This is a genomic window from Streptomyces sp. NPDC052721 (assembly GCF_040678315.1).
In the GTDB taxonomy this organism is placed as follows: domain Bacteria; phylum Actinomycetota; class Actinomycetes; order Streptomycetales; family Streptomycetaceae; genus Streptomyces.
The window spans coordinates 1-23,328 of the sequence record NZ_JBFATL010000059.1 but is presented as its reverse complement, the minus strand read 5'-3'; the positions used below and the strand labels follow the sequence as shown (position 1 = coordinate 23,328).

Genomic DNA, 23,328 nt, shown 5'->3' with positions numbered 1-23,328 from the left:
CCGGACTCCGCCGGACCCTGCCGCACTCCGCCGAAGGTCCTGACGGCCGGGCGTCAGACCCCGTCGGGGTCCTGACGGCTGAGCGCCGGCTTCGGGGCCGGGCCCGCCGTCATCAGGTAGTCGGCGGCCGAGGTGTCGGTCACCAGGCTGGTGACCAGCCCGGAGCGCAGCACCGCGTCGATCGCGGCGGCCTTGCGCTGCCCGCCCGCGATGGCCACGACCTCCGGGATACGGCGCAGCTGGTCGGCCTTGACCGTGATGCACCGCTCCCCCAGGTCCCGTCCGATGCGGCGCCCCTCGGCGTCGAAGAGGTGTGCCGACATCTCGGCGGCGACCCCGAGCGAGGCGTAGTGCGCGCGCTCCTCGTCGCTGAGCATGTCGTGCACGGTCGAGATGCCCGGCTCCCAGGAGCCGATGGAGACACAGGCGACCGTGACCTTGTCGAAGTACTCGAAGGCCCGGGCGATCCCGGTCTGGTGGCGCAGCGCCTCCGCGGTGGCCGCGTCCGGCAGCAGCATCGGCGCGTAGATGGGGTGCGCGTCGCCGCCCGACACCTGGGCGGCCCGGCGGACGGCCTCCACCGAGCCGCGCTCGGCGGTCCCGGCGTCGTACACGCCCGTCAGCTGCACCACCGTGCACGGCGGCAGCCGGTCGAGCGCCGCCGCCATGTGGATGGTGGACCGGCCCCAGGCCAGCCCGAGCACGTCCCCCTCGTTGACGAGTTCGCCGAGCAGGTCGGCGGCGACCTCGCCGAGGTTCTCGGGGTCGGGCGTCTCCTCGGCCTCGGCCGGGGACTCGACCACGACGGCGTGCCTCAGGCCGTAGCGGGCGCGGAGCGCGTCGGAGCGCTCGGCGTCCAGTTCGGCCGGCACGCGGATCTCGATGCGTACGAGGTCCCTTTCGAGGGCAGTCTCCAGTACCCGGGCCACCTTGAAGCGGCTGACGCCGAACTCCTCCGCGATCTGGATCTTGGACTTGCCCTCGAGGTAGAAGCGGCGGGCCATGGCCGCCGCCTGCACCAGCTCAGCGGGTCCCATCCGCATGGCTGACCGGCCCGCCGACATACCCGACACGGCGATCTCCTCACTGCTGTTCACACTCTGGATTCGCCGTTCATCCTTGCAGATTCGGGGCGACTGATCTGCCCTGATGGGCGCCGTTCACTTAACCGTTCACTTGGCTGTGGCTCAGCGGTCGCATGCCCAGGACGCCTTGGCGGTGGCCGTCTCCGCCTGGGCGCGCAGGGCACGGACGGCCTCCGCCGGGTCCTTCGCACCGTAGACGGCCGAGCCGGCGACGAACACGTCCGCTCCCGCGTCCGCGCACCGCTCGATCGTCGAGGCCGAGACCCCGCCGTCGACCTGCAGCCACAGCTCCAGACCGTGCTTCTTGATCAGCTCACGGGTGCGACGGATCTTGGGCAGCATGATGTCGAGGAACGCCTGCCCGCCGAAGCCGGGCTCCACCGTCATGACGAGCAGCATGTCGAGTTCCGGAAGCAGGTCCTCGAACGGCTCGATCGGCGTCGCCGGCTTGAGCGCCATGGACGCGCGGGCGCCCTTGGCGCGGATCTCCCGGGCGAGGCGCACCGGTGCGGCGGCGGCCTCCACGTGGAAGGTGACCGACGACGCCCCCGCCTCGACGTACTGAGGCGCCCACCGGTCGGGGTCCTCGATCATCAGATGGCAGTCCAGCGGGGTGTCCGTCGCACGCGCCAGGGACTCCACGACCGGCACGCCGAGCGTGAGGTTCGGGACGAAGTGGTTGTCCATGACGTCGACATGGAGGAAGTCGGCGCCCTGGACCGCCTTGGCCTCCTCCGCGAGGCGGGCGAAGTCGGCGGACAGGATGCTGGGGTTGATCTGCACGGCCATGACCCAAGCCTGCCATGTCGCTGCGCTGGGCTGTAGCCGCGGTCGGTTCCCCGCGCCCCTTCGGGGCGCGCCGTCCCGCCCGGCGTCAAGCGGTTCTGCGGATCAGGGACAGGTACATCGCGTCCGTGCCGTGGACGTGGGGCCACAGCTGGATGTCGGGGCCGTCGCCCAGGTCCGGTACACCGGGCAGGAGGGGGCGGGCGTCGATCAGTTCCGTGTCCGGGCGTTGCTTGAGTACGTCGGAGACGACCGCGCGGGTCTCGGCCAGGTGCGGGGAACAGGTGGCGTAGCCGACGACGCCGCCGACGCGGACGGAGTCGAGGGCGGTGCGCAGCAGGCCGCGCTGGAGCGGGGCGAAGGTGTCCAGGTCCTCGGGGCGGCGGCGCCAGCGGGCCTCCGGGCGGCGGCGCAGGGCGCCGAGACCCGTGCACGGGACGTCCACCAGCACCCGGTCGAAGCTGCCGGGCCGCCACGGCGGGCGGGTGCCGTCGGCGGCGATGACCTGGTACGGCCCCGGGTTGCCGTGCAGGGCCCGGGCCACCAGTCCGGCACGGTGCGGCTGCTTCTCCGAGGCGAGCAGCGCGGCCCCGCGCTCGGCGGCGAGCGCGGCCAGCAGCGCGGCCTTGCCGCCCGGTCCGGCGCAGCCGTCGAGCCACTTCTCGTCGGGGCCGTCGAGCGGGGCGTTCGCCAGTGCGAGGGCGACCAGCTGGCTGCCCTCGTCCTGGACGCCGGCGCGTCCCTCGCGCACGGCCTCGACCGCGCCCGGCTCGCCGCCCTCGGCGAGCCGCACGGCGTACGGCGACCAGCGCCCGGGTACGGCGGCGTCCTCGCGGAGCAGTTCCTCGGTGGTGGCCCGGCCCGGGCGGGCGACGAGCGTCACCTCGGGCCGCTCGTTGTCCGCCGCCAGCAGCTGCTCGATGCCGGCCCGGCCGCCGCCGAGGGAGTCCCAGAGCGCGGAGACGACCCAGCGGGGGTGCGAGTGCACGACGGCGAGATGGTCCTCGGGATCCTCGTCGTAGGGCGGCGCGACCTTCTCGATCCAGCCGTCGAGATCGTCCTGGGCCACCTTCCGCAGCACGGCGTTGACGAACTTGGCCCGCCCGTCCCCGAGCACGACCCGGGCCAGCTCGACCGAGGCGGACACGGCCGCGTGCGTGGGGATCCGCGTGCCGAGCAACTGGTGCGCGCCCAGGCTCAGCACGTCGAGCACCGGCGGGTCGACCTCGCGCAGCGGCCGGTCGACACAGGCGGCGATGACGGCGTCGTAGGTGCCCTGCCGGCGCAGCGTGCCGTACACCAGCTCGGTGGCGAGGGCGGCGTCCCGGGTGTCGAAGTCGCCCTGCTCGCGGGCCTTCCGCAGCAGCGGGGGCAGCACGAGGTTGGCGTACGCGTCCCGCTCGTCCACCGCGCGCAGCGCCTCGAAGGCCAGGATGCGGACGGGGTCCTTCTTGGGACGGCGGTAGGGCTTGGCGGGCTTGCGGGGCCGCCGGGACTGCTCGCTCACGAAAAAGGTGCTCCGGGTGTGAAGAGGGGGATGCGCCTCCAGCGTACGTCGCCGCACCGACGGGCCCACCGCCCGGGCTCGACTGTGCAGCCGCCCGGCGTCGCCTGGAAAATGAGTCGCCGCCGTCCGCGGTCACTCACACCGCCGCCCGGCTCAGCGGCGCCGCCCCCGGGGCATCAGCCGCCGGCTTCCGGACTCCGCCCCGCCCCGTGGGGAGGATCAGCGCCATCATCCGGCTCAGCGGCATCATCGGCTCACCAGGCGCCCACCACGTCAGCCGCCGTCGGCCCCTCTCATCCCTCGCCACCGGGAGGTGAGCCACCGTCACCCGGCCTCGCCCGCGCCGCGGCCCGACAGCCGCCGCCCTCCGGGCTCAGCCCCACGCCACCCGGGGCGTCGTCCCCCCGGCATCCGCCGTCCGCGTGCGCGCCCGGCGCACCCAGTCGCCCGGTGGCACCGGCGCCGCCCGGAGCGTCATCCGGCCGTCGTCCGGGCGCGCCCCGCGCCCCGGGGTGTCAGCCGCCGCCGTCAGGCTCACCGCGGCGCCGCCCAGGGCGTCAGCCGCCCACGCCGTCAGATGCCCAGCGTCTCGCCGTCCGCGATGCGTACCCCGCGGGCCCAGTCGGCCGCGCGCATCGGCTTCTTGCCCTGGGCCTGCACCCAGAGCAGCTCGACGGCGTACGACCCCGTGCCCACGTGCACGCTGTTCTTGCCCACCGCCAGCCGGCCCGGTGCGAGGTCCGTCCGCTCGGGCACCGGCCTGACCTGGACGAGCTTGAGCCGCTCACCGCGGAAGGTGGTCCAGGCGCCGGGCGCGGGCGTGCAGCCGCGCACGACCCGGTCGACGCGGAGCGCGGGCGCCGCCCAGTCCACCTGGGCGTCCTCGACGGTGATCTTCGGCGCGACGGTGATGCCCTCGGCGGGCTGCGGTACGGCCTTCAGCGTGCCGTCCTCGATGCCGTCCATGGTCGCGGCGAGCAGGCCGGCGCCCGCGAAGGCGAGCCGGGTGAGCAGGTCGCCGCTGGTGTCGGTGGGGCGGATCTCCTCGGTCACGGTGCCGTAGACGGGCCCGGAGTCCAGCCCCTCCTCGATGAGGAAGGTGGACGCCCCGGTGATCTCGTCGCCCGCCATGATGGCGTGCTGCACCGGCGCGGCGCCGCGCCAGGCGGGCAGCAGCGAGAAGTGCAGGTTGACCCAGCCGTGGGCGGGGATGTCCAGGGCGGCCTTCGGCAGCAGGGCGCCGTAGGCGACGACCGGGCAGCAGTCCGGGGCGATCTCCCGCAGCCGCTCCAGGAACTCCGGGTCCCGGGGCTTCAGCGGCTTCAGCACCTCGATCCCGGCCTCCTCCGCCCGCTCGGCCACGGGCGACGCGACCAGCCTGCGCCCGCGCCCGGCCGGCGCGTCGGGCCGCGTGACGACGGCGGCCACCTCGTGCCGCCCGGAGTCGAGCAGAGCGTCCAGAGCGGGAACGGCGACCTCGGGGGTACCGGCGAAGACGAGCTTCATGGGCGGGATCGGGCCTCTCGGGCGGGGGTTGGCGGGCAGCGCACCAGTCTATGACCCCGGCCGTGGGCACGCCGACGGCGACGGGCCCCCACAGGTGGCCCGGGCTCCCGGCCGGGTCGATGAGAACCTCCCGGCCGGTTCGATGGGAAACGGGGGTGCGCGGGCGGGAGAACGGCGTACGCATATGCCCGTACGCCCCCACCCCGTGACCAGCGGAGCGTAAGCGCGTTGGTCAAGACAGAGTTGACCACATCGGGCCGCTGTCGCGGCCCAATTCCTTTCAACGCCGGTTCGAGAGGCTTGTTCATGGCCGACCACGCAACCCACGACGCCCAGGCCCGGGCCAGCCTGCACTTGCTGGTGCGGGACATCGAGAGGGTCCGCCGGCAGGTGGACGCGTTGCGCACGCTCACCGCCCAGCTGGGCAACGTCTACCGCCCGCGCCGCTCCGGCCCGTCCACGGGCTTCGTCGTCTACGGACGCGCTCCCGCCCCGACGGTCCGCCTCGCCCAGGAGCTCCGGGACAGTGTCGAAACCCTGGTCACGGCCGCCGTGGACTTCGACCGCTCGCTCGGCTTCTCGTGGGACGCGGTGGGCTCGGCGCTCGGGGTCACCAAGCAGGCGGTGCACCGCCGGTACGGCGCCCGCCGCGCCGCGGCCCAGGCGGCGACGGAGGCGGAGCGGACGCCGGAGCCGTCCGGCACCCGCACGATCAATGTGAACACGGGGCTGCCCACGGTCCCCGCGGCCCGCTCGATGCCCACGCAGCCGACGGCGGGCAGCCCGACACTGCGCGACGACGCCCTCCCGACGGCCTTCCCGGGCCCCCGCAACGGCTGACACCCCCCCCCCGCCCTGCCCTCCCGGGCCGGATCCGGGAGGGCAGTCATGTCTCCACACCCGCTCCGGACCGTCGCGTGTGCCGGGGACTTCGCTGCTCAGCGTTCCTCCGTCACCCGATGTCCGGCGGATCGATCCGTACCCGGACCGCCTCCCCGCTCCCCCGTGCCATGCGCGCCGCCTGGGCGGTCTTCAGGGCCGTGGCCAGTGCGGAGCCGCTGCCGGGCGGTACGCGGACCAGTGCCCGGTCCCAGTGTTCGCCGGGCGGCGGGGCGCCGGGTCTGCGTGATCCGCCGGGCGGGGGCGGTGGCAGCGGCACCGGCCCCAGCACCTCGGCGTCCGCCGGCAGGTCGACCGCTGCGAGGAACTCGGCGACGGCCGCGGGCGGCCCGGACACGGCCGCCATCCGGGACACCGGCGGAAAGCCCAGCTCGGCCCGCTCGGCCAGCTCCCGTACCGCGTGCCCGACGGGGTCCCACCGCACCAGCGCCTGGACGGGCCGCAAGGTCGGCTCGGCCACCACGACCACCGTGCCGCCCTCGCTCTGGGGCCGCACCAGCGCCCCGGCCGCGATCCACCGGCGCAGCGCGTCCTCGCCGGCCCGCAGGTCGGGTCGTACGAGCATGGCCCAGCCGTCCAGCAGCAGGGCCGCCGCGTAGCCGCCCTCGGCGACCGGTTCGGCGCCCGGGGTGCTGACGACCAGCGCGGGCGTGTCCGGGACGGTGTCCAGCACATGCTCGCGCCCCGAGGTGCGCACCGGTACGGCGGGGAAGGCCCGCCCCAGCTCCTCGGCGGTCCGGCGCGCGCCCACGACCTGGGCGCGGAGCCGGAAGCCGCCGCACTCCGGGCAGTGCCAGGCGCCCTCCTCGCGCCCGCACCACCCGCAGCGCAAGACGCCCGCGTCCTGTCCCTGGAGGGGGCCGGAGCAGTGCCGGCACCGGGCGGGCGCCCGGCAGCGGGCGCAGGCCATGCGGGGCGCGTAACCACGCCGGGGCACCTGTACCAGCACCGGTCCGTGCCGCAGCCCCTCGCGGGCCGCCTGCCAGGCGAGCGTGGGCAGCCGGGCGGCGCGGGCGGCCTCGTCACGGGCGAGGTCGTCGTCCCCGACCGTCCGGACGAGGGGCGCGGTCCGGCGCACCTGCTCCCGCCCGGCGACCAACGGCCGCGCCCAGCCGCTCTCGACGAGCTGGGCGGCCTCCACGGTGCAGCTCCAACTCCCCAGCAGGAAACCGCACTTGTCGAGGGCGGCGCGCAGCAGGAGGACATCACGGGCGTGCGGCTGCGGGGCGTGCGGCTCGCTGTGGCTGTCGTCGCCGTCGTCCCAGATCGCGACGAGCCCCAGATCCTGGACGGGCGCGAACATCGCCGCCCGGGTCCCGACGACGGCACGCACGGAACCGCGCCGCACCGCCAGCCACTGCGCGTACCGCTTCTCGGGCCCGGCGTCGGCGGTGAGCAGCGCGTGCCGGCCGGTGCCGAGCAGCGCGGTGAGCGCGGCGTCCACGCGCGCGGCGGAGCGCCCGTCCGGGACGACGACGAGGGCGCCGCGTCCGGAGGCGAGGGCGGCGGCGACGGCCCGGGCCAGCTCCTCGCTCCACAGCGGCCCGGGCAGCGCGTTCCACACGGCCCTGGGCGCCCCTCCGGAGGCCAGGGCGTCGAGGAAGGCGCCCCCGTGCTCGTACCGGCTCCAGGAGCCGTGGTCCGGTGCCTGGGGCAGGGGCAGCGGCTCGGGGGACGGGCGCTGCTCGGCGCGGGCGCTGCGCGGGGGCACGGCCAGCTGGAGGACATCGGCGAGGCTGCCCGCGTACCGGTCGGCGACGGCCCGGGCGAGGCCGAGCAGTTCCTCGCTCAGCACCGGCTCGGGCGACACGACCTGGGCGAGCGCGGCCAGCGGCCCGGAGTAGTCCGACGCGGCCCGTCGCTCGATGAGGAAGCCGTCGATGAGCCCGCCGCCCTCCCGGCGTCCGTCGCGCACCCGGTGCCGCCCGGCCCCGAACCGCACCCGCACCCGCACCCCGGGCTGCGCGTCGGCGTCCAGCTCCGCGGGCACGGCGTAGTCGAAGTACCGGTCGAGGTGCAGCACACCCTTGTCGACCAGCACCCGTGCGACGGGCAGCTCCTCGGCGAGCGCGGCCCCCCGCCAGGTCCGCGGCTTGGCCCGCGGCACCTTCGCCTTCCGCACGCTCTCCCGGATGAGCGCGAGCTGCTCCGGCGGCGCCCCCTCGGCCCCGCCACCCCCCGACCCGTTCTCGCTGCTCACGCTTGCATTCTTGCAAACCCCACTGACAACGCCGCCGGTCCGCCGGTCCGGAGCGACGCCGGGGCCCGGCCCCCCGAAGGGAGCCGGGCCCCGGCGACAGCGGGTGGGCCGGGGTTACAGGCCCGCGGCCTCGCGGAGGGCGTCCACGCGGTCCGTCCGCTCCCAGGTGAAGTCGGGCAGCTCGCGGCCGAAGTGGCCGTAGGCCGCCGTCTGGGCGTAGATGGGCCGGAGCAGGTCGAGGTCGCGGATGATCGCGGCCGGGCGGAGGTCGAAGACCTCGTCGATGGCCTTCTCGATCTTCTCGGGCTCGATCTTGTGGGTGCCGAAGGTCTCGACGAACAGACCCACGGGCTCGGCCTTGCCGATCGCGTAGGCGACCTGGACCTCGCAGCGGGAGGCCAGGCCCGCCGCCACCACGTTCTTCGCCACCCAGCGCATCGCGTACGCCGCCGAGCGGTCCACCTTGGACGGGTCCTTGCCGGAGAAGGCGCCGCCGCCGTGCCGGGCCATGCCGCCGTAGGTGTCGATGATGATCTTCCGGCCGGTCAGGCCCGCGTCACCCATCGGACCACCGATCTCGAAACGGCCGGTCGGGTTGACCAGCAGCCGGTAGCCCTCGGTGTCCAGCTTGATGCCCTCCTCCAGCAGCGCCTTCAGCTCCGGCTCCACGACGAACTCGCGGATGTCGGGGGCGAGCAGCGACTCCAGGTCGATGTCGGAGGCGTGCTGGGAGGAGACCACCACCGTGTCCAGACGGACGGCCTTGTCACCGTCGTACTCGATGGTGACCTGCGTCTTGCCGTCCGGACGCAGGTAGGGGATCGTGCCGTTCTTGCGGACCTCGGACAGACGCTTGGACAGCCGGTGCGCCAGGAAGATCGGCAGCGGCATCAGGGTCGGCGTCTCGTCGGACGCGTAGCCGAACATCAGGCCCTGGTCGCCCGCGCCCTGCCGGTCCAGCTCGTCCTCGTCACCCTCGACCCGGGCCTCGTACGCCGCGTCCACGCCCTGCGCGATGTCCGGGGACTGCGCGCCGATGGACACCGAGACACCACAGGAGGCGCCGTCGAAGCCCTTCTTGGAGGAGTCGTAGCCGATCTCCAGGATCGTGTTGCGGACGAGGGTCGCGATGTCCGCGTACGCCTTCGTCGTCACCTCGCCGGCCACATGCACCAGGCCGGTGGTGATGAGCGTCTCCACGGCGACCCGGGAGGCCGGGTCCTCGCGCAGGAGCGCGTCGAGAATGGTGTCGCTGATCTGGTCAGCGATCTTGTCGGGGTGACCCTCGGTCACGGACTCCGAGGTGAACAGGCGACGGGACACAACGCTCCCTGTGGTTGCAGCGGCTGCTGGCTGATCATTTACGGTCGACACGGGGCTGCGCCCGGCGTCGACCGTGAACAGTTTATCGGTCGCACTCGACCGGCGGGCCACTGTCTCGCCTCTCGGGAGCGCTGTGACCTGCGGCACCGGCATTCTGCACAATGGCGAGCGGCCTGGCCAGGGCCGCCACACCCGATTTCGGCGTGGCGTGAACCTGACGTCGAGTTCGCCCGATCGCCTGCCGGACGTTAGTCCAGACGCCGTACGACCAAGTCCCAGACGGTGTCGGCCAGGGCTTCCTTGGGACCGTGCGGCACCGGCGTCTCGCTGCCGTCGGCACCCAGGACGACGGCCTCGTTCTCCTCGGAGCCGAAGGTCTTGCGCTCCCCCACCTCGTTGACCACGAGCAGGTCGCAGCCCTTGCGGGCGAGCTTGGCGCGGCCGTTGGCGAGGACGTCGTCGGTCTCGGCGGCGAAGCCGACGACGACCTGTCCCGGCCGGGCGTGGTCGGCGGAGATCTCCGCGAGAATGTCCGGATTCCGCACCAGGACGATGGGGTCCGGGTCCTGTCCGTCCTTCTTCTTGATCTTCCCGGCAGCGTAGGCGGCCGGGCGGAAGTCGGCGACGGCGGCGGCCATCACCACGGCGTCGGCGTCCGCAGCGGCCTTCAGGACGGCCTCGCGCAGCTGCACGGCGGTGCCGACCCGGACGACGTCCACGCCCGCCGGGTCGGGCAGGCCGGCGTTGGCGGAGACCAGGGTCACCCGGGCGCCACGGGCCGCGGCGGTGCGGGCGAGGGCGTAGCCCTGCTTGCCGGAGGAGCGGTTGCCGAGGAAGCGGACCGGGTCCAGGGGCTCGCGGGTGCCGCCGGCGGAGACGACGACGTGCCGCCCCTTGAGGTCGGGCTCGGTGACACCGCGGACCAGCACCCGGCGGCAGACCTCGAAGATCTCCGCAGGGTCGGGCAGCCGGCCCTTGCCGGTGTCGACGCCGGTGAGGCGGCCGACGGCGGGCTCGATGACGACGGCGCCGCGGCGGCGCAGCGTGGCCACGTTCTCCTGGGTGGCCGGGTGCTCCCACATCTCGGTGTGCATGGCCGGGGCGAAGACGACCGGGCAGCGGGCGGTGAGGAGGGTGTTGGTCAGCAGGTCGTCGGCGAGGCCGTGGGCGGCCTTGGCGAGCATGTCCGCGGTGGCCGGGGCCACGACGACCAGGTCGGCGTGCTGGCCGATGCGGACGTGCGGCACCTCGTGGACGTCGTCCCAGACCTCGGTGGCGACGGGGTTGCCGGACAGCGCGGACCAGGTGGCGGCGCCGACGAAGTGCAACGCGGAGGCGGTCGGCACGACGCGGACGTCATGGCCCGACTCCGTGAACCTCCTCAGCAGCTCACAGGCCTTGTAGGCGGCGATGCCACCGCTGACCCCCAGCACGACCTTCGGCTTGTCCACCATGGCTCCTCGCGTTCGAGAATCTGCAACACCCATGACACACCACAGGCCCGGCAGCATGACTGCCGGGCCTGTGGATAAGTCAGTCGCGATCTGAAAGTACTACTGCGCCGGGCCGTCCACGGCCTCGGAGGTCAGCAGACCGGCGTTGATCTCGCGCAGGGCGATCGACAGCGGCTTCTCGTGGACGTGGGTGTCGACGAGCGGACCGACGTACTCGAGCAGGCCCTCACCGAGCTGGGAGTAGTACGCGTTGATCTGGCGGGCACGCTTGGCCGCGTAGATCACGAGGCTGTACTTCGAGTCGGTCGCCTCGAGAAGCTCGTCGATCGGCGGGTTGATGATGCCCTCGGGCGCGGTGATGGAAGAGGACACGCTCTACCTTCCGATGGATGGGAAAGAATCAGACATCGTGATCACAGTCACGATCACACAACGTCCATCAAGGCTAGCAGCTCGCGGGCCACGTCCTCGACGGAGGTGTTGACCAAGGTCGTATCGAACTCCGGCTCGGCCGCCAGCTCGGTCTTCGCCGCCGCCAGGCGGCGCTCGATGACCTCGGGCGGCTCGGTCCCCCGGCCGGTCAGTCTGCGCACCAGCTCCTCCCAGGAGGGCGGAGCGAGGAACACCAGCTGGGCGTCGGCCATGGACTCGCGGACCTGCCGGGCGCCCTGGAGGTCGATCTCCAGCAGGACGGGCTCGCCGTTCTCCAGCCGCTCCAGCACCGCCGCACGGGGGGTGCCGTAGCGGTTGCCGGCGAACTCGGCCCATTCCAGGAGCTCGCCGTTGGCGATCAGCTTGTCCATCTCCTCGTCGGTGACGAAGAAGTAGTGGACTCCGTGCTGCTCGCCGGGGCGCGGCCTGCGGGTGGTCGCCGACACCGAGAGCCAGACCTCGGGGTGTTCCTTGCGCATATGGGCGACGACCGTGCTCTTACCGACCCCCGAGGGGCCGGAGAGCACGGTCAGCCGCGGACGTTCACTCATGCAGCGATTATTCCAGCAATCCCGGAGTGCCCGGGACTCCCGGTCCGCCGGGCGGCGGACTCAGGAGCCGGTGCTGCCGAACTCACGCTCCAGGGAAGCGATCTGGTTGGAACCGAGACCGCGCACGCGGCGGCTCTCGGAGATGCCCAGACGCTCCATGATCTGCTTGGCGCGGACCTTGCCCACGCCCGGCAGGGACTCCAGCAGGGCGGAGACCTTCATCTTGCCGATGACGTCGTTTTCCTGGCCCTGCTTGATGACCTCGTGCAGGGAGGCGCCGGAGTGCTTGAGTCGATTCTTGACCTCGGCCCGCTCCCGGCGAGCCGCGGCGGCCTTTTCGAGCGCGGCTGCGCGCTGTTCAGGGGTAAGGGGCGGAAGAGCCACGCCTACGTCACCTCGGATGTCGAACTGTCGGATACGGACCGGTGAGGAACCTAGTCGCCCCACACCTGGGGAGCTACGAGCAACACGCTGCCCGTTCTCCCCCACTGCCTGAGGGGCGCGGGAGGTGCCCCCACTGCTCGGAGACTAGCGGGCAAGTCCGCCAGAGTCAGCGAGAACAGCGGAAAAGTCCTGGTCAGCCTCCGTCAGGCCGGACATTTCAGACATATTGCCCTCGATTTGAGCATGTATTCAAGCTCAAGTCGGCGCGATACCGCTCAGCCGAGCACGCGGCGGGGGGTCAGGCGGCGGCGACGGCGGCCTGGATCTCCGCCGCGAACCGCTCCGCCGCCCCGCGCAGCGCGCTGACGTCGGGACCGTGACGCAGAACACCCCGGCTGACGTTGGGCACGACGTTGCGGACGGCCGCCCCGAAGACCCGCGGAAGATCGGCCGGGGTCGCGCCCTGGGCACCGATGCCCGGCGCGAGAAGCGGGCCGTTGACGGCGAGGTCGTACGAGGACAGGTCGCCGAGCGTGGCCCCGACGACCGCGCCGAAGGAGCCCAGCGGCTCCTCCCCCGCGTTCTCGGCCGCCAGGTGGGCCAGCATGGTCGCCCCGACGGTGCGGCCGTCGGCGCGGACCGCGTGCTGCACCTCGCCGCCCTCCGGGTTCGAGGTAAGCGCCAGCACGAACAGGCCGGTCCCGCTCTCCCGGGCGAGCGCGACGGCCGGGCTCAGCGAGCCGTAGCCGAGGTACGGCGAGACGGTCAGGGCGTCGGAGAACAGCGGGGCGTCGGGGCGGAGGAACGCCTCGGCGTAGGCGGCCATGGTCGAGCCGATGTCGCCCCGCTTGGCGTCCATCACGACCAGGGCGCCGGCCGCCCGCGCCTCCTGGACCGACTTCTCCAGGACGGCGAGGCCGCGCGAGCCGAACCGCTCGAAGAAGGCGCTCTGCGGCTTGAGGACGGCCACCCGGTCGGCCATGGCCTCGACGACCGTGCGGCTGAACCGCTCCAGGCCGGCGACGTCGTCGTCCAGGCCCCACTCGGCGAGCAGGGAGGCGTGCGGGTCGATGCCGACGCACAGCGGACCGCGCTCGTCCATGGCGCGGCGCAGCCGGGCGCCGAAGGGCTCCAACGGGCTCATACGGGCTTCCTCACGTCGGCGCCGACCGCGTCGGCGAGGGTGGCGTACGGGCTGGTGCGCAGGCGGGCGGCGAGACCCTTGTGGATGGCGCGGCACCAGAAGGGGCCCTCGTAGACGAAGGCGCTGTAGCCCTGGACCAGCGTGGCACCGGCCAGGATGCGCTGCCAGGCGTCCTCGGCGGTCTCGATGCCGCCGACGCCCACCAGGGTGATCCGGTCGCCCACGCGCGCGTACAGGCGGCGCAGGACCTCCAGGGAGCGCTCCTTGAGGGGGGCGCCGGACAGTCCGCCGGTCTCCTTGACCAGCGCGGCGGAGGACCGCAGGCCGAGGCCCTCGCGCGCGATGGTGGTGTTGGTGGCGATGATGCCGTCGAGGCCCAGCTCCACGGCGAGGTCGGCGACCGCGTCGATGTCCTCGTCGGCGAGATCGGGGGCGATCTTCACCAGCAGCGGGACGCGCCGGTTCGCGACCGTGCGGTCGGCGGCCTCGCGCACCGCGGTGAGCAGCGGGCGCAGGTGGTCCACCGCCTGGAGGTTGCGCAGACCGGGCGTGTTCGGCGAGGAGACGTTGACGACCAGGTAGTCCGCGTACGGCGCGAGGCGCTCGGCGGACTTCACGTAGTCGGCGGCGGCCTCCGCCTCGGGGACGACCTTGGTCTTGCCGATGTTGACGCCGACCACCGTCTTGAAGACCGGCTCACGGGTGGCCAGGCGGGCCGCCACGGCCAGGGAGCCGTCGTTGTTGAAGCCCATACGGTTGATCAGCGCGCGGTCCGCCACGAGCCGGAACAGCCGCTTCTTGGGGTTGCCGGGCTGCGGTTCCCCCGTCACCGTGCCGATCTCGACGTGGTCGAAGCCCAGCATCGCCATCCCGTCGATGGCCACCGCGTTCTTGTCGAATCCGGCCGCGAGCCCGAACGGGCCGTGCATGCGCAGCCCGAACGCCTCGGTGCGCAGCTCCTTGTGGCGGGGCGCGAGGGCTGCGGCGACGAAGGTGCGCAGCACCGGGATGCGGACGGCGAGGCGGATCCAGCGGAAGGCCAGGTGGTGGGCCTGCTCCGGGTCCATCCGCCGGAAGACCAGACGGAAGAAAAGCTTGTACATGTACATGTCCTCTTGAAGCTTCAGGGAGCCCTCATGAAGAGGGGGACACCGTTTCCGGTGTCCCCCTCGGGGCTGCTAGTCGCGGGCCGCGGTCAGGTGTTCCGCGTGTTCCTGGAGCGAGCGGACGCCCACGTCACCGTGGTTGAGGGCGTCGATGCCCTGGACGGCCGCGGCGAGCGCCTGGACGGTCGTCAGGCACGGCACGGACCGCGCCACGGCCGCCGTACGGATGTCGTAGCCGTCGAGGCGGCCACCGGTGCCGTACGGGGTGTTGACGATGAGGTCGACCTCGCCGTCGTGGATGAGCTGGACGATGGTCCGCTCGCCGTTCGGGCCGGTGCCCTCGGACTGCTTGCGCACGACCGTGGCGTTGATGCCGTTGCGCTTGAGGACCTCGGCGGTGCCCGAGGTCGCGAGCAGCTCGAAGCCGTGCGCGACCAGCTCGCGCGCCGGGAAGATCATCGAGCGCTTGTCGCGGTTGGCGACCGAGATGAACGCGCGGCCCTTGGTGGGCAGCGGGCCGTAGGCACCGGCCTGCGACTTGGCGTACGCCGTGCCGAAGACCGAGTCGATGCCCATGACCTCGCCGGTCGAGCGCATCTCCGGGCCGAGGACGGTGTCCACACCGCGGCCGTGGATGTCGCGGAACCGCGACCACGGCATGACGGCCTCCTTGACGGAGATCGGCGCGTCCAGCGGCAGCTCGCCGCCGTCGCCGTTCTTCGGCAGCAGGCCCTCGGCGCGCAGCTCGGCGATGGTCGCGCCCAGCGAGATCCGGGCGGCGGCCTTGGCCAGCGGTACGGCGGTCGCCTTCGACGTGAAGGGGACCGTACGGGAGGCGCGCGGGTTGGCCTCCAGGACGTACAGGATGTCCCCGGCCATCGCGAACTGGATGTTGATCAGGCCGCGCACGCCGACGCCCTTGGCGATGGCCTCCGTGGAGGCGCGCAGCCGCTTGATGTCGAAGCCGCCCAGGGTGATCGGGGGCAGGGCGCACGCCGAGTCGCCGGAGTGGATGCCGGCCTCCTCGATGTGCTCCATGACACCGCCGAGGTACAGCTCCTCGCCGTCGTAGAGCGCGTCGACGTCGATCTCGATGGCGTCGTCCAGGAAGCGGTCGACGAGGACCGGCCGGGAGGGGCTGATCTCGGTCGACTCGGCGATGTAGGAGGCGAGGCGGGTCTCGTCGTAGACGATCTCCATGCCGCGCCCGCCGAGGACGTACGACGGCCGGACCAGGACCGGGTAGCCGATCTCGTCGGCGATGGCCTTGGCCTCCGCGAAGGTGGTGGCCGTGCCGTGCTTGGGCGCCGGCAGGCCCGCCTCCGCGAGGACGCGGCCGAAGGCACCGCGGTCCTCGGCGGCGTGGATGGCCTCGGGGGAGGTGCCCACGATGGGCACGCCGTTGTCCTTCAGGGCCTGCGAGAGGCCCAGCGGGGTCTGGCCGCCCAGCTGGACGATGACGCCCGCGATCGGGCCGGCCTGCTGCTCCGCGTGGACGATCTCCAGTACGTCCTCCAGCGTGAGCGGCTCGAAGTAGAGGCGGTCGGAGGTGTCGTAGTCCGTGGAGACGGTCTCCGGGTTGCAGTTGACCATCACGGTCTCGTACCCGGCGTCGGACAGCGCGAAGGAGGCGTGGACGCAGGAGTAGTCGAACTCGATGCCCTGGCCGATGCGGTTGGGGCCGGAGCCCAGGATGATCACCGCGGGCTTCTCGCGGCGCGCGACCTCGGTCTCCTCGTCGTAGGAGGAGTAGAAGTACGGCGTCTTCGCGGCGAACTCGGCGGCGCAGGTGTCGACCGTCTTGTAGACCGGGCGGACGCCGAGGGCGTGCCGGACCTCGCGGACGACGTCCTCGCGCAGGCCGCGGATCTCGGCGATCTGCTGGTCGGAGAAGCCGTGCCGCTTGGCCTCGGCGAGCAGGTCGCGGGTCAGCTCGGCGGCCTCGGCCAGCTCGTCCGCGATCTCCTTGATGAGGAAGAGCTGGTCCACGAACCAGGGGTCGATCTTCGTGTACTCGAAGACCTCCTCGGGCGTGGCCCCGGCGCGGATGGCCTGCATGACCGTGTTGATGCGGCCGTCGGTGGGCCGTACGGCCTCGCGCAGCAGGGTGTCCTTGTCGCCCGGTTCGCCGACGAAGGTGAACTGGCTGCCCTTCTTCTCCAGGGAGCGCAGCGCCTTCTGGAAGGCCTCGGGGAAGTTGCGGCCGATGGCCATGGCCTCGCCGACCGACTTCATGGTGGTGGTCAGTGTGGAGTCGGCCTGCGGGAACTTCTCGAAGGCGAACCGCGGGGCCTTGACGACCACGTAGTCGAGCGTGGGCTCGAAGGAGGCCGGGGTCTCCTGCGTGATGTCGTTCGGGATCTCGTCCAGGGTGTACCCGACGGCGAGCTTGGCGGCGATCTTGGCGATCGGGAAGCCGGTCGCCTTGGAGGCGAGCGCGGAGGAACGCGACACGCGCGGGTTCATCTCGATGACGATGACCCGGCCGTCCTCGGGGTTCACCGCGAACTGGATGTTGCAGCCGCCGGTGTCGACGCCGACCTCGCGGATGACGGCGATGCCGATGTCCCGCAGGATCTGGTACTCGCGGTCGGTCAGCGTCATCGCGGGCGCCACGGTGATGGAGTCACCGGTGTGCACGCCCATCGGGTCGAAGTTCTCGATGGAGCAGACGACCACGACGTTGTCGTTCTTGTCGCGCATCAGCTCCAGCTCGTACTCCTTCCAGCCGAGGATGGACTCCTCCAGGAGCACCTCGGTGGTCGGGGAGAGCGTGAGGCCCTGGCCGGCGATGCGGCGCAGCTCCTCCTCGTCGTGCGCGAAGCCGGAGCCGGCACCGCCCATGGTGAAGGACGGGCGGACGACGACCGGGTAGCCGCCGAGGGTCTCGACGCCCTTGAGGACGTCGTCCATGGAGTGGCAGATGACCGAGCGGGCGGACTCGCCGTGCCCGATCTTGCGGCGGACCTCCTCGACGACCTCCTTGAACAGGTCGCGGTCCTCGCCCTTGTGGATCGCCTCGGGCTTGGCGCCGATCAGCTCGACGCCGTACTTCTCCAGGACGCCGTTCTCGTGCAGGGAGATGGCGGTGTTCAGGGCCGTCTGGCCGCCCAGGGTGGGCAGCAGGGCGTCGGGGCGCTCCTTGGCGATGATCTTCTCGACGAACTCGGGGGTGATCGGCTCGACGTAGGTGGCGTCGGCGATCTCCGGGTCCGTCATGATCGTCGCCGGGTTGGAGTTGACGAGGACGACGCGCAGCCCCTCGGCCTTGAGCACACGGCACGCCTGGGTGCCGGAGTAGTCGAACTCGGCGGCCTGGCCGATGACGATCGGGCCGGAGCCGATGACCAGGACGGACTGGATATCGGTGCGCTTAGGCACGCTGGCCCTCCATCAGGGAAACGAAGCGGTCGAAGAGGTAGGCGGCGTCGTGCGGGCCGGCTGCCGCTTCGGGGTGGTACTGGACGGAGAAGGCGGGCTGGTCGAGCAGCTGCAGCCCCTCCACGACGTCGTCGTTCAGGCAGACGTGCGAGACCTCGGCGCGGCCGAACTTGGTCTCGCTGACCTTGTCGAGCGGCGCGTCCACGGCGAAGCCGTGGTTGTGCGCGGTGACCTCGACCTTGCCGGTCGTACGGTCCTGGACCGGCTGGTTGATGCCCCGGTGGCCGTACTTCAGCTTGTAGGTGCCGAAGCCGAGGGCGCGGCCGAGGATCTGGTTGCCGAAGCAGATGCCGAACAGCGGGGTCCTGCGCTCCAGGACGGCGGTCATCAGCGCGACCGGGCCGTCGGCGGTCGCGGGGTCGCCGGGGCCGTTGGAGAAGAACACGCCGTCCGGGTCGACGGCGTAGACGTCGTCGGCGGTGGCGGTGGCGGGCAGCACGTGCACCTCGATGCCGCGCTCGGCCATGCGGTGCGGGGTCATGCCCTTGATGCCGAGGTCGATGGCGGCGACCGTGAACCGCTTCTCGCCGACGGCCGGGACGACGTACGCCTCCTTGGTCGCGACCTCCTGGTAGAGGCTCGCGCCCTTCATGTGCGGCTGGGCCTGCACGCGCTCCAGCAGCTCGGCGTCCGGGGCGGTGCCCCCGCCGGAGGCGCTGTCGAGCGCGGTGCCGGAGAAGATGCCGGCGCGCATGGAGCCGCGCTCGCGCAGGTGGCGGGTGAGGGCCCGGGTGTCGATGCCGGAGATGCCGACGACGCCCTGCCGCTCCAGCTCGTCGTCCAGGGAGCGCTTGGCCCGCCAGTTGGACGGCACGCGCGCGGGGTCGCGCACGACGTAGCCGGAGACCCAGATGCGGCTGGACTCGTCGTCCTCGTCGTTCCAGCCGGTGTTGCCGATCTGGGGGGCGGTCGCGACGACGATCTGGCGGTCGTAGGACGGGTCGGTGAGGGTCTCCTGGTAGCCGGTCATGCCGGTGGAGAAGACGGCCTCGCCGAAGGTCTCCCCCACGGCCCCGTAGGCACGGCCGCGGAAGACCCGGCCGTCCTCCAGGACGAGTACGGCGGGAACCTTGCCAGCTCCCCTTGTGGAGGTCGTCATCGTGCGCCTTCCGTGTCGTTGATCATCTGGTTCAGGGTGTCGACCCACTCGGTGTGCTCGGCCGCGCGGTCCGAGCGGAAGCCGGAGTCGATCAGTTTGTCGCCGAGCGCCCAGGTCACCACCAGCAGTCCGCCCTCGGTGAGGACCTTGCCGGCGATGCCCTTGTCCAGCCGGGCTCCGCGCAGTGCGGCCGTGGGGACGAAGAAGTCGGTCGCGCCGGGGCGCTCGACCTCCAGGCCCGCGTCGGTCAGGGTGAGCTCGGCGCGGCTGCGGGTGCCCAGGCCGTGGGCCACGATGCGGTCCAGCCACTGTCCGGCGGTGGTGGAGCCGTGGTAGCGGCCGCTCATGCTCAGTCTGGCCGGGCCGGTCTCCTCCGGCGCGCCTGGCAGGTCGGGCAGGTCGCTCTGCAGGGTGCCGCGCCACTTCCAGCCCTCGCGCATCAGCCAGTAGACGAGCGCGATGAACAGGACCAGTCCGACGAGCCAGCCGATACGGGCCGGCCAGTCGGTGACGTCGGCCGACCGCTTGGCCTCGGCCAGCAGGATTACAGGTGTCACGTGAGCTTCCCGTCGACGAGCGTGGCCTTGCCCCGCAGCCACGTGTGCGTCACACGGCCCGGCAGCTCACGCCCCTCGTACGGGGTGTTGCGGCTGCGCGAGGCGAAGCCCGCGGGGTCCACCTGGCCACGGTATTCCGTGTCGACCAGGGTGAGGTTGGCGGGCTCACCAGCCGAGACGGGACGGCCGTGGCCGGTGGCCTGTCCGATCCGCGCGGGCTTGAAGGACATGCGGTCGGCGACGCCGGCCCAGTCCAGCAGGCCCGTGTCCACCATGGTCTCCTGGACCACTGACAACGCGGTCTCCAGGCCGACCATGCCCATGGCGGCGGCGGCCCACTCGCAGTCCTTGTCCTCGTGCGGGTGCGGGGCGTGGTCGGTGGCGACGATGTCGATCGTGCCGTCGGCAAGCGCCTCGCGCAGGGCCAGCACGTCGCGCTCGGTGCGCAGCGGCGGATTGACCTTGTAGACCGGGTTGTAGGTGCGCACCAGCTCGTCGGTGAGGAGCAGGTGGTGCGGGGTGACCTCGGCGGTGACCTGGATGCCCCGGGACTTGGCCCAGCGGACGATCTCGACGGAGCCGGCGGTCGACAGGTGGCAGATGTGGACGCGGGAACCGACGTGGTCGGCGAGGAGGACGTCGCGGGCGATGACCGACTCCTCGGCGACCGCCGGCCAGCCGCCCAGGCCCAGCTCGGCGGAGACGACGCCCTCGTTCATCTGGGCGCCCTCGGTGAGCCGCGGCTCCTGCGCGTGCTGGGCGACGACACCGCCGAAGGCCTTCACGTACTCCAGCGCGCGGCGCATGATCACGGCGTCGTCCACGCACTTGCCGTCGTCGGAGAAGACGGTGACGCCGGCGGCGGACTCGTGCATGGCGCCCAGCTCGGCGAGCTTCTTGCCCTCCAGGCCGACGGTGACGGCGCCGATGGGCTGGACGTCGCAGTAGCCGTGCTCCTGGCCGAGCCGCCAGACCTGCTCGACCACACCGGCGGTGTCGGCGACCGGGAAGGTGTTGGCCATGGCGAAGACGGCCGTGTAGCCGCCGCTCGCCGCCGCGCGGGTGCCGGTGAGGACGGTCTCGGAGTCCTCGCGGCCCGGCTCGCGCAGGTGGGTGTGCAGGTCGACCAGGCCCGGCAGCAGCACCTTGCCGCCGGCCTCGATCACCTCGGCGCCCTCGGCGGACAGCCCGGTACCCACCTCCGCGATGGTCTCGCCGTCGATCAGGACGTCCCGCGGCGCGCCGCCGAGCACCTTCGCACCACGGATCAGGATCTTGCTCATCGTCTTACTTCTCCTCGGTACGGGTGTGGGTGACGGCGGGCTCGTTGCCGCCGAGCAGCAGGTACAGGACGGCCATCCGGATGGAGACGCCGTTGGCGACCTGCTCGACGGCGGTGCAGCGGTCGGAGTCGGCGACCTCGGCGGTGATCTCCATGCCGCGCACCATCGGGCCGGGGTGCATCACGATGGCGTGCTCGGGCAGCTTGGCCATGCGGTCACCGTCGAGGCCGTAGCGCCGCGAGTACTCGCGCTCGGTCGGGAAGAAGGCGGCGTTCATGCGCTCGCGCTGGACGCGGAGCATCATCACGGCGTCGCACTTGGGCAGCGTGCTGTCGAGGTCGTACGACACCTCGCACGGCCAGGTCTCGACGCCGACCGGCACCAGGGTGGGCGGGGCGACCAGGGTGACCTCGGCGCCGAGGGTGTGCAGCAGGTCGACGTTGGAGCGGGCGACCCGGCTGTGCAGGACGTCACCGACGATGGTGATCCGCTTGCCGGACAGGTCCTGGCCGAGCCCGGCGTCGCGGCCGACGAGCCGGCGGCGCATGGTGAAGGCGTCCAGCAGGGCCTGGGTGGGGTGCTGGTGGGTGCCGTCGCCGGCGTTGATGACGGCCGCGTCGATCCAGCCGGAGTTGGCCAGGCGGTACGGGGCTCCGGAGGCACCGTGCCGGATGACCACGGCGTCGACGCCCATGGCCTCCAGGGTCTGCGCGGTGTCCTTCAGGGACTCGCCCTTGGAGACCGAGGACCCCTTGGCGGAGAAGTTGATGACGTCCGCGGACAGGCGCTTCTCGGCGGCCTCGAAGGAGATGCGCGTGCGCGTGGAGTCCTCGAAGAAGAGGTTGACGATCGTCCGGCCGCGCAGGGTCGGCAGCTTCTTGATCGGCCGGTCCGCGACCCGGGCCATCTCCTCGGCGGTGTCGAGGATCAGGACGGCGTCGTCGCGGGTGAGGTCGGCGGCCGAGATGAGATGACGCTGCATCTGTCAGGCTCCGTAAGGCAGTTCATTCGGGAGATTTCGGGCAGGCGGGCGCGTGTTCGCGGCGTGCCGGAGCGGCCGTGCGCCTGACTTGCTACTGAGCGGCCGGCTTCGCACCGAGCAGCACGGTGTCGCGACCGTCCTCCTCGGCGAGCTGGACCTTGACCGTCTCCCGCAGCGACGTGGGGAGGTTCTTGCCGACGTAGTCGGCACGGATGGGCAGTTCGCGGTGACCGCGGTCGACCAGGACCGCGAGCTGCACCGCGCGCGGGCGCCCGATGTCGTTGAGGGCGTCGAGGGCCGCGCGGATGGTGCGCCCGGAGAAGAGCACGTCGTCGACGAGGACGACCAGCCGGCCGTCGATGCCGTCACCGGGGATCTCGGTGCGGGCCAGCGCGCGCGGCGGGTGCATGCGCAGGTCGTCGCGGTACATGGTGATGTCGAGCGAGCCGACCGGGACCGCGCGGTCGGTGATCTGCTCCAGCTTGGCGGCGAGCCGCTGGGCGAGGAAGACGCCCCGGGTCGGAATGCCGAGGAGCACCACGTCGTCGGCGCCCTTGGCGCGCTCGACGATCTCGTGGGCGATACGGGTGAGCACCCGTGCGATGTCGGGGCCTTCGAGAACGGGCCGCGCATCGGACGCTTGCGTCTGCGCAGACGTGACGTGCTTGTCCATAGGAAACGGACCTCCTTCTCCGCCTCACGGGACGGACCTTAAAGGACGTCGGAATTGCGCCATCTACCGTAGCAGGTCACCCGACCGGCCTCGGACGCCCCCCTGTCACCCGCTTGGGCTAATCGGGTGTCACTACCACGGAAGAGTCGGTGTGGACCATTCGGCTTGACGCACAAGAGTCACGCTGCGTAACCTCACAGTGAGTTACCAGCCGCGCGGCGGGAAACCAGCCGGCCGCGTCGACACAGTGTCCGGGGAGCTATATGTCCAGCGAATACGCCAAACAGCTCGGGGCCAAGCTCCGGGCCATCCGCACCCAGCAGGGCCTTTCCCTCCACGGTGTCGAGGAGAAGTCCCAGGGTCGCTGGAAGGCCGTGGTGGTCGGCTCGTACGAGCGCGGCGACCGTGCCGTGACCGTGCAGCGCCTGGCCGAGCTGGCCGATTTCTATGGCGTTCCGGTGCAGGAGCTCCTGCCGGGCACCACGCCGGGCGGAGCCGCCGAGCCGCCGCCGAAGCTGGTCCTGGACCTGGAGCGGCTGGCCACCGTGCCGGCCGAGAAGGCGGGCCCCCTGCAGCGCTACGCGGCGACGATCCAGTCCCAGCGCGGTGACTACAACGGCAAGGTGCTCTCCATCCGCCAGGACGACCTGCGCACACTCGCCGTCATCTACGACCAGTCCCCCTCGGTCCTCACCGAGCAGCTGATCAGCTGGGGTGTCCTGGACGCGGACGCGCGCCGCGCGGTGGCCGCGCACGAAGAGGCGTAACCGCGCTCAGAGGCCTCAGCAGAAACGTGCCGCCGGGGTGGCCGGAACTCTACGGTTCCGGCCCCCCCCCCGCCCGTTAAGCGACCGGGGGGACAACCCCCGCGGGCCCCCCCACACACGCGGGGGCGGGCCCACCCCCCAGGGGGCC

At 72.2% G+C, this 23,328-nt stretch carries 20 protein-coding genes; 2 read left to right on the top strand and 18 right to left on the bottom strand.

Going from position 1 to position 23,328, the window contains the following annotated elements:
• Positions 1-53 precede the first annotated feature (53 nt).
• The 4 genes from AB0L21_RS36115 to fmt form a co-directional block, all read right to left on the bottom strand.
• Positions 54-1,097, bottom strand: a complete 1,044-nt coding sequence (locus AB0L21_RS36115) for a sugar-binding domain-containing protein (protein ID WP_365704732.1) — start codon at positions 1,095-1,097, stop codon at positions 54-56.
• Between the two features lie 90 nt (positions 1,098-1,187).
• A complete protein-coding gene (gene rpe / locus AB0L21_RS36110) occupies positions 1,188-1,874 on the bottom strand; it encodes a ribulose-phosphate 3-epimerase (RefSeq protein WP_365788391.1) in 687 nt (228 codons plus the stop codon).
• Positions 1,875-1,959: 85 nt separating this feature from the next.
• The gene (locus tag AB0L21_RS36105) at positions 1,960-3,378 is read right to left on the bottom strand and encodes a transcription antitermination factor NusB (protein ID WP_365788390.1); all 1,419 of its coding nucleotides are present in this window, start codon (positions 3,376-3,378) and stop codon (positions 1,960-1,962) included.
• A 573-nt stretch (positions 3,379-3,951) separates the two neighbouring features.
• Entirely contained in the window at positions 3,952-4,884 is a 933-nt protein-coding gene (gene fmt, locus AB0L21_RS36100) for a methionyl-tRNA formyltransferase (RefSeq protein WP_365788389.1), read from the bottom strand.
• 306 nt (positions 4,885-5,190) lie between these two features.
• Between fmt and AB0L21_RS36095 the strand changes: the two genes are divergently transcribed.
• Positions 5,191-5,724, top strand: a complete 534-nt coding sequence (locus AB0L21_RS36095; protein WP_365704739.1) for a hypothetical protein — start codon at positions 5,191-5,193, stop codon at positions 5,722-5,724.
• A gap of 112 nt (positions 5,725-5,836) precedes the next feature.
• On the opposite strand, the gene AB0L21_RS36090 is transcribed toward AB0L21_RS36095, so the two are convergent.
• The 14 genes from AB0L21_RS36090 to pyrR form a co-directional block, all read right to left on the bottom strand.
• Entirely contained in the window at positions 5,837-7,984 is a 2,148-nt protein-coding gene (locus tag AB0L21_RS36090) for a primosomal protein N' (protein ID WP_365788388.1), read from the bottom strand.
• Between the two features lie 114 nt (positions 7,985-8,098).
• Positions 8,099-9,307: a methionine adenosyltransferase gene (metK, locus tag AB0L21_RS36085; protein ID WP_365704743.1), complete on the bottom strand. Its 1,209-nt coding sequence runs from the start codon at positions 9,305-9,307 to the stop codon at positions 8,099-8,101.
• Positions 9,308-9,555: 248 nt separating this feature from the next.
• On the bottom strand, positions 9,556-10,758 hold the full coding sequence (coaBC, locus tag AB0L21_RS36080; RefSeq protein ID WP_365788400.1) for a bifunctional phosphopantothenoylcysteine decarboxylase/phosphopantothenate--cysteine ligase CoaBC: 1,203 nt from the start codon (positions 10,756-10,758) through the stop codon (positions 9,556-9,558).
• 102 nt (positions 10,759-10,860) lie between these two features.
• Positions 10,861-11,133, bottom strand: coding sequence for a DNA-directed RNA polymerase subunit omega (rpoZ, locus tag AB0L21_RS36075; protein ID WP_030620214.1), 273 nt, complete (start codon positions 11,131-11,133; stop codon positions 10,861-10,863).
• Positions 11,134-11,186: 53 nt separating this feature from the next.
• Entirely contained in the window at positions 11,187-11,744 is a 558-nt protein-coding gene (gene gmk, locus AB0L21_RS36070) for a guanylate kinase (protein ID WP_365704746.1), read from the bottom strand.
• Between the two features lie 60 nt (positions 11,745-11,804).
• Complete coding sequence (locus tag AB0L21_RS36065) at positions 11,805-12,128, bottom strand: integration host factor (RefSeq protein ID WP_003977346.1); 324 nt, start codon at positions 12,126-12,128, stop codon at positions 11,805-11,807.
• Positions 12,129-12,426: 298 nt separating this feature from the next.
• Complete coding sequence (gene pyrF, locus AB0L21_RS36060) at positions 12,427-13,272, bottom strand: orotidine-5'-phosphate decarboxylase (protein WP_365788387.1); 846 nt, start codon at positions 13,270-13,272, stop codon at positions 12,427-12,429.
• The gene (locus AB0L21_RS36055; protein WP_365704750.1) at positions 13,269-14,375 is read right to left on the bottom strand and encodes a quinone-dependent dihydroorotate dehydrogenase; all 1,107 of its coding nucleotides are present in this window, start codon (positions 14,373-14,375) and stop codon (positions 13,269-13,271) included. Before AB0L21_RS36055 ends, pyrF begins: the two co-directional genes overlap by 4 nt.
• 75 nt (positions 14,376-14,450) lie before the next feature.
• On the bottom strand, positions 14,451-17,759 hold the full coding sequence (gene carB / locus AB0L21_RS36050; protein WP_365704752.1) for a carbamoyl-phosphate synthase large subunit: 3,309 nt from the start codon (positions 17,757-17,759) through the stop codon (positions 14,451-14,453).
• Positions 17,752-18,918: a glutamine-hydrolyzing carbamoyl-phosphate synthase small subunit gene (carA, locus tag AB0L21_RS36045; RefSeq protein WP_365788386.1), complete on the bottom strand. Its 1,167-nt coding sequence runs from the start codon at positions 18,916-18,918 to the stop codon at positions 17,752-17,754. Before carA ends, carB begins: the two co-directional genes overlap by 8 nt.
• Positions 18,915-19,475: a hypothetical protein gene (locus AB0L21_RS36040; RefSeq protein ID WP_365704756.1), complete on the bottom strand. Its 561-nt coding sequence runs from the start codon at positions 19,473-19,475 to the stop codon at positions 18,915-18,917. The genes carA and AB0L21_RS36040 overlap by 4 nt, the downstream gene beginning before the upstream one ends.
• Complete coding sequence (locus AB0L21_RS36035) at positions 19,472-20,758, bottom strand: dihydroorotase (protein WP_365788385.1); 1,287 nt, start codon at positions 20,756-20,758, stop codon at positions 19,472-19,474. Before AB0L21_RS36035 ends, AB0L21_RS36040 begins: the two co-directional genes overlap by 4 nt.
• A 4-nt stretch (positions 20,759-20,762) precedes the next feature.
• The gene (locus AB0L21_RS36030) at positions 20,763-21,740 is read right to left on the bottom strand and encodes an aspartate carbamoyltransferase catalytic subunit (protein ID WP_365788384.1); all 978 of its coding nucleotides are present in this window, start codon (positions 21,738-21,740) and stop codon (positions 20,763-20,765) included.
• A gap of 91 nt (positions 21,741-21,831) precedes the next feature.
• Positions 21,832-22,413 (bottom strand): bifunctional pyr operon transcriptional regulator/uracil phosphoribosyltransferase PyrR, encoded by a 582-nt coding sequence (gene pyrR / locus AB0L21_RS36025; RefSeq protein WP_365788383.1) that lies wholly within the window; start codon positions 22,411-22,413, stop codon positions 21,832-21,834.
• Between the two features lie 263 nt (positions 22,414-22,676).
• Between pyrR and bldD the strand changes: the two genes are divergently transcribed.
• Positions 22,677-23,180 (top strand): transcriptional regulator BldD, encoded by a 504-nt coding sequence (gene bldD / locus AB0L21_RS36020; RefSeq protein ID WP_019984640.1) that lies wholly within the window; start codon positions 22,677-22,679, stop codon positions 23,178-23,180.
• Positions 23,181-23,328 lie beyond the last annotated feature (148 nt).